Origin of the sequence: Tannerella sp., from assembly GCF_052170195.1 — a bacterium.
Lineage (GTDB): Bacteria > Bacteroidota > Bacteroidia > Bacteroidales > Tannerellaceae > Tannerella.
Map to the genome: position 1 here is coordinate 1 of NZ_JBQNAZ010000077.1, position 5,517 is coordinate 5,517.

Below are 5,517 nucleotides of genomic sequence, written 5' to 3' on the forward strand. Positions count from 1 at the left end.
GACAGCTTTTATTTATGAGTAAAGCAAACTACCAACGCAATTCGGGGATGAACCAAAACTTAGAACGTGCGGGGGGCGTTCCGCATCAGGTCGGAGAATTTTTTCTTTCCTTTCAGGTAAAAACTCAGCAGGAGCGACTGTTCCATCATTTCGGGGATGGAGTCGACAAGCGTCTTTGCCAGATTCTCTTTTCGGATGGCGGCGTATTCGCGTTTCCACTGTCGGAATACGTTTCGTGCGCGGACGATAGCCCACGCATTCTTCGGATGACCGAAAAGGACGAACTTCGTGGCCGCCAGATAGTCGAGGATAAATCGCCGGCACATGACCCGTCGCAGCGATTTGTCGGGGAGGTTTTTATAAATCATCAGCAGGTTGTTGCGGAAGTTCAGGAACGTTTTGTGCGGGCTCTCTACATGCAGCGTGCCGCCTCCTACGTGATAAACAACCGATTGAGGCGTACATAGCAGCCGGTATCCGCGTGCGCGCAGCCGCCAGCACAGGTCGATTTCTTCCTGATGAGCGAAAAAACGGCTGTCCAACCCGCCTTCTTTCCTGTAAACATCGGTGCGGACGAAGAGACAGGCGCCGCTGGCCCAAAACACGTCGGTTGCGGTGTCGTACTGTCCGTTGTCTTCTTCTACGACGCTCAACACGCGCCCGCGACAGAACGGATACCCGTAGCGATCTATCCATCCGCCGGCTGCTCCAGCATATTCGAAGGACGATCGGTGGCGTTCCGAGAGAATTTTGGGTTGCACGCCGGCGATGCGGGCGTCTCTCTCCATCGCGTCGAGCGGCGCGTCCAACCAGTGAGGCGTAACTTCCACATCGCTGTTGAGCAGCACCGTATAGTCTGAATCTACCTGCTCGATCGCACGGTTATATCCTTCGGCAAAACCGTAGTTCCGGTCTAAGACAATCACCCGTACAGACGGGAACCGCTCTTGGAGCATCGCCACGGAACTGTCGGTCGAACAGTTGTCCGCTACGATGATTTCGGCCGTTTCGCCCGGCGTATATTTCAGTACCGACGGCAAAAACTTCTCCATCAGCTTTCGCCCGTTCCAGTTTAATATGATGACTGCTACTTTCATTTCAATACTTGTTTTTATCAGTTGTCAGCATTCAGTTCTTCGGACGTTTAGTTGTTTTTTTGTTTAGCGTTCAACTCAACAACTCAACACCTCAACGCCCGCAGGGTTTCACTTTTCACTCTCCGTTTTTCACTTTTCGCTCTTCACTTTTCGCTCTTCACTTTTCGCTCTTCACTTTTCGCTCTTCACTTTTCGCTCTTCACTTTTCACTCTTCACTTTTCACTTTTCACTTTTCACTCTTCGCTCTTCACTTTTCACTCTCTTATATTTCCACCGTTTGTGTGTCCAGAGCCAGTTCGCCGGGTCGCGCAGGATGGTCTGTTCCATGCGGCGCGTATAGTCTTCGGTGATTTGGTTTTCCGGCAATTCTCTCGGGCGGTCGGTGATCAACTGAAAATCGACCGTGTAATGTCCGCGCTTCTCCTGTCTGACGTCGGCATAGATCACCGGCGCATTCAGTTTGACGGCCAGACGCTCCGGGCCCGTCAGCATGGCCGATTCCTGATTCAGAAACGTCGTCCAGTAGTGCAGGTTGGCTGGGCTGGGGGTCTGGTCGGCAATAAAGACGAAAAGGCTCGGCTGTTTCTCACGGGTGAGGCGGACTACTTCGCGCACCACGTCTTTCTTCCTGATGCCGAAAGCCCCGAAGCGTGTGCGCAGAAAAATGAACAGTTTATCGAACGCTTTGTTGTTGAGCGGACGATAGATTTGATAGACCTTCAGGCCACCGCCGAAGCACGATGGAAATCCGGTGAACCATTCCCAGTTGCCATAATGTCCCATCATAAGGATCAGGCTTGTGTGACCTTGTGCCAGAAGCGGCTTAACCATCTCGGGATTCGACAGGCGCGACCGACGAAGCAGCTCCTCGTGCGAGATGCCCGCCAGCTTGATCGTCTCGACGATGTAGTCGGCGAAATGCCGGTAAAACCGTCGTTCCAGTTCCCGCCGCTCCTGCTCCGTCTTGTCGGGGAAAGCATGACGCATGTTGTGCCGCACCACCTTCAGCCGATACCGCGCAACACGGTAAATGATAAACGACAGCGCGTCGGAAAACACATATAAAATACCCATCGGAAGCAGTGCGCAGGTTTTTACCCAGACGTAAAGCAATGTATATAAGACTCGGTTGCCCATGATGATCAGCCAATGAGGGTTGTCGTTAACGCCGTGCCGTCCGGGTTTGGTCTCTCCAGCCTGACGGGAGTGATGCGATTGACCAGCGCCACGTCGTAGGGCGCTTCCGTTTTGATGTAGTTTGCCGTGAAGCCATACATGCGGTTGCCTTTACGCGTGTGTTCGAAGAGTACTTCGGCCGTCGTGCCGATATGTGCCTCGTAAAATTCGCTGAGCTTGCGGTCGGATAAATCGAGCAGCTGTTTGCTGCGCGCATGTTTCACCTCGGGCGACACGACCGGCGTGATTTTCAGCGCCTGCGTGCCGGCACGCTCCGAGTAGCTGAATACGTGCAGTTGCGAAACAGGTAACGACTCCAGAAATTCCCGACACGCCTCAAAACAGGCGTCCGTCTCGCCCCGTGTCCCCACGATAACGTCTACCCCGATAAACGCGTGCGGCATCAACGATTTGATATGTTCCACTCGCTGACGGAACAGCGCCGTGTCGTAACGCCGGCGCATCAGCTTCAGCACCTCGTCGCTTCCGCTTTGCAGCGGGATATGGAAATGGGGCATAAAACGTTTGCTGGTGGCGGCGAACTCGATGATCTCGTCCGTAATCAGGTTCGGCTCGATCGACGAAATGCGGTAACGTGCGATACCTTCCACCTCGTCGAGCGCGCGAATCAGGTCTGAAAAAGTTTCGTTCGTACTCTTCCCGAAATCGCCGATATTCACACCCGTCAGTACGATCTCCTTCCCGCCTTCACGTGCTACCTGTTCGGCCTGCGCAACGAGGTCGGCGATCTTGCCGTTCCGGCTGCGTCCGCGCGCAAACGGGATCGTGCAGAAAGAGCAGAAATAGTCGCATCCGTCCTGCACTTTCAGAAAATGACGCGTGCGATCGCCCGACGAACACGAGGGCGTAAACGTTCGGATGCTCTTCGTCTCCGACGTGACGACCTTCTTCTCTTCCGACCATTCGTTCAGATAGCGGACTACGTCGCCCTTCTGCTCGGCTCCCAGAACCATATCCACATGGTCTATCTGCGATACTTCTTCGGGCTTCAGTTGGGCGTAACATCCGGTGACTACTACAAAGGCATCGGGGTGTTGCTTGCGTACCCGCCGAATCAACTGGCGGCATTTCTTATCGGCCAGCTCCGTCACCGAGCAGGTATTGATGACGCATATATCGGCTTGCTCTCCGTTTCGGATATTCCGAATTCCGTGTGCAGCCAGCTCCTTCCCGATTGTCGACGTTTCCGCAAAATTGAGCTTGCAGCCTAACGTATAGTAGGCCGCTTTCTTGTTTTCAAAAACCGCTTCGTCAATCATTTCCCCTTTTATTGTATGAATCCGCAAAGGTAGAAGAATTTCCAAGAACGGCAAAAGTGCCCGGATGCTCTTTTTAGATGCTTTGCCCCACACCGTTTCTGCATAATTTTGTTTACTTTTGCAAGCGCGAACAAAAATAAAATGGCAACGTGATGATTAAGGAGAATTTTATCAAATTGTACGAAACAAGTTTTCGCGAGAACTGGGATATGCCATCGGTGTCCGACTATGGAACCGATCAGGTGTTTTTCTTCCGCGATGTGGCCGAAGAGGTCGCCCGCCTGCATTTGGTGCTGGAGCAGTGTGGAGTGAAGAAAGGAGATAAAGTGGCACTTGTCGGAAAGGATTGTGCGCGATGGTGCATTGCTTATATGGCCACGATTACCTGCGGTGCCGTAATTGTCCCGATTTTGCAGGACTTCAATCCGAACGATATTCATCATATTATTAATCATTCCGAGTCCGTCGTCCTGTTTGTCTCCGACCGCATCTGGGACACGCTCGAAGAGGAAAAGATTCCGGATGTGCAAGTTGCTTTTTCATTGACCGATTTCCACTGTATCTTGCGCCGTGAAGGGATGCCTTCGCAATTGCGGCGCGAAGATGTGGATGCATTGATGGCCAGGAAATATCCCGCTGGCTTTACGAAAGAAGATATCCGTTATGCCGAAGTCGGCAACGAGGAGCTGATCGAAATCAACTATACGTCTGGAACGACGGGCTTCAGCAAAGGGGTGATGCTGACGGGGAATAATCTGGCGGGCAATGTAACGTATGCCCAAACGCTGAATCTGATGTTCCGCGGAGATGATGAACTTAGCTTCCTCCCACTGGCTCATGCGTATAGCTGTGCGTTTAACCTGCTCACCCCGATGGCCATCGGAGCGCATGTACATATACTCGGTAAGCTGCCTTCGCCGAAGGTGCTTCTCAAGGCTTTTCAAGACGTAAGGCCGAACCTTATTATTACCGTTCCGCTCATTCTCGAGAAAATATATAAGAACGTTATCCTGCCTCAACTCAACAAACGTTCCATGAAGATGGCGTTGAGTGTTCCATTGCTTGCGAACCGGATTTATTCACAGATCAATAAACGTCTGATTGATACGCTCGGAGGACGATTCTGTGAAGTCATTGTCGGAGGAGCGGCGATGAGTCAGGAAGTAACCGACTTCCTTTGCAAGATCAAATTTCCGGTAACCGTCGGTTACGGAATGACGGAGTGCGGCCCGCTGATCAGCTATTCGAATCATCGGGTCTTCGAGCCTACTTCGTGCGGACATATCCTGAAGGATATTATGGATGTGCGTATCGATTCTCCCGATCCGTATCATGAAGTCGGAGAGATACAGGTGCGTGGCGAGAATGTCATGTCAGGCTATTTCAAAAACGATGAAGCGACCGCCAATGCCTTTACCGAAGATGGTTGGCTTTGTACCGGTGATATGGGAACGATTGATGCGGAAAAGCGTATTTTTATCAGAGGACGAAGTAAAACGATGATATTAAGCTCAAACGGACAGAATATCTATCCCGAAGAGCTGGAGTCGAAGCTAAATAATATGCCTTTCGTGATGGAGAGTCTGGTACTTGAGCAGGACGGCAAAATTGTAGCACTCGTCTACCCGGATTACGATTCGGTCGATACTACCGTGGTGCAACATAGCGACCTTCCGGCTATCATGGAGCAAAATCGGATTGAAGTCAATAAACTTTTGGCCCCGTATGAACGTATCTCCCGGATCGAACTTTATCCGACGGAATTTGAGAAAACGCCGAAAAAAAGCATCAAGCGTTTCCTTTACCAAACCTTGTCCGGTCAAAAATAAAAGAAGGTATTTTCTTTTTCTATATAATAATGTATGTTTGTTGGTTGTTTTTATTTTGCTAGTTTTCTGCTACTTATAATTTTTTCAAAAAAAACCTGCAAAAATATTTGGAGAATATGAATGTAGTATCTACT

4 protein-coding genes are annotated in these 5,517 nt (G+C 50.9%); 1 reads left to right on the forward strand and 3 read right to left on the reverse strand.

Annotated elements, in window-relative coordinates; all coding sequences use genetic code 11:
• Nucleotides 1-59: 59 nt before the first annotated feature.
• The 3 genes from ACTTKA_RS11930 to mtaB all read right to left on the reverse strand — a co-directional run bounded on the left by ACTTKA_RS11930 (nucleotide 60) and on the right by mtaB (nucleotide 3,554).
• Nucleotides 60-1,097, reverse strand: a complete 1,038-nt coding sequence (locus ACTTKA_RS11930) for a glycosyltransferase family 2 protein (RefSeq protein WP_442725199.1) — start codon at nucleotides 1,095-1,097, stop codon at nucleotides 60-62.
• Between the two features lie 220 nt (nucleotides 1,098-1,317).
• Nucleotides 1,318-2,235, reverse strand: coding sequence for a lysophospholipid acyltransferase family protein (locus tag ACTTKA_RS11935; RefSeq protein ID WP_442725200.1), 918 nt, complete (start codon nucleotides 2,233-2,235; stop codon nucleotides 1,318-1,320).
• A gap of 5 nt (nucleotides 2,236-2,240) precedes the next feature.
• The gene (gene mtaB / locus ACTTKA_RS11940; protein ID WP_442725201.1) at nucleotides 2,241-3,554 is read right to left on the reverse strand and encodes a tRNA (N(6)-L-threonylcarbamoyladenosine(37)-C(2))-methylthiotransferase MtaB; all 1,314 of its coding nucleotides are present in this window, start codon (nucleotides 3,552-3,554) and stop codon (nucleotides 2,241-2,243) included.
• 152 nt (nucleotides 3,555-3,706) lie between these two features.
• Between mtaB and ACTTKA_RS11945 the strand changes: the two genes are divergently transcribed.
• Nucleotides 3,707-5,383 (forward strand): AMP-binding protein, encoded by a 1,677-nt coding sequence (locus tag ACTTKA_RS11945; RefSeq protein WP_442725202.1) that lies wholly within the window; start codon nucleotides 3,707-3,709, stop codon nucleotides 5,381-5,383.
• Nucleotides 5,384-5,517: the final 134 nt, after the last annotated feature.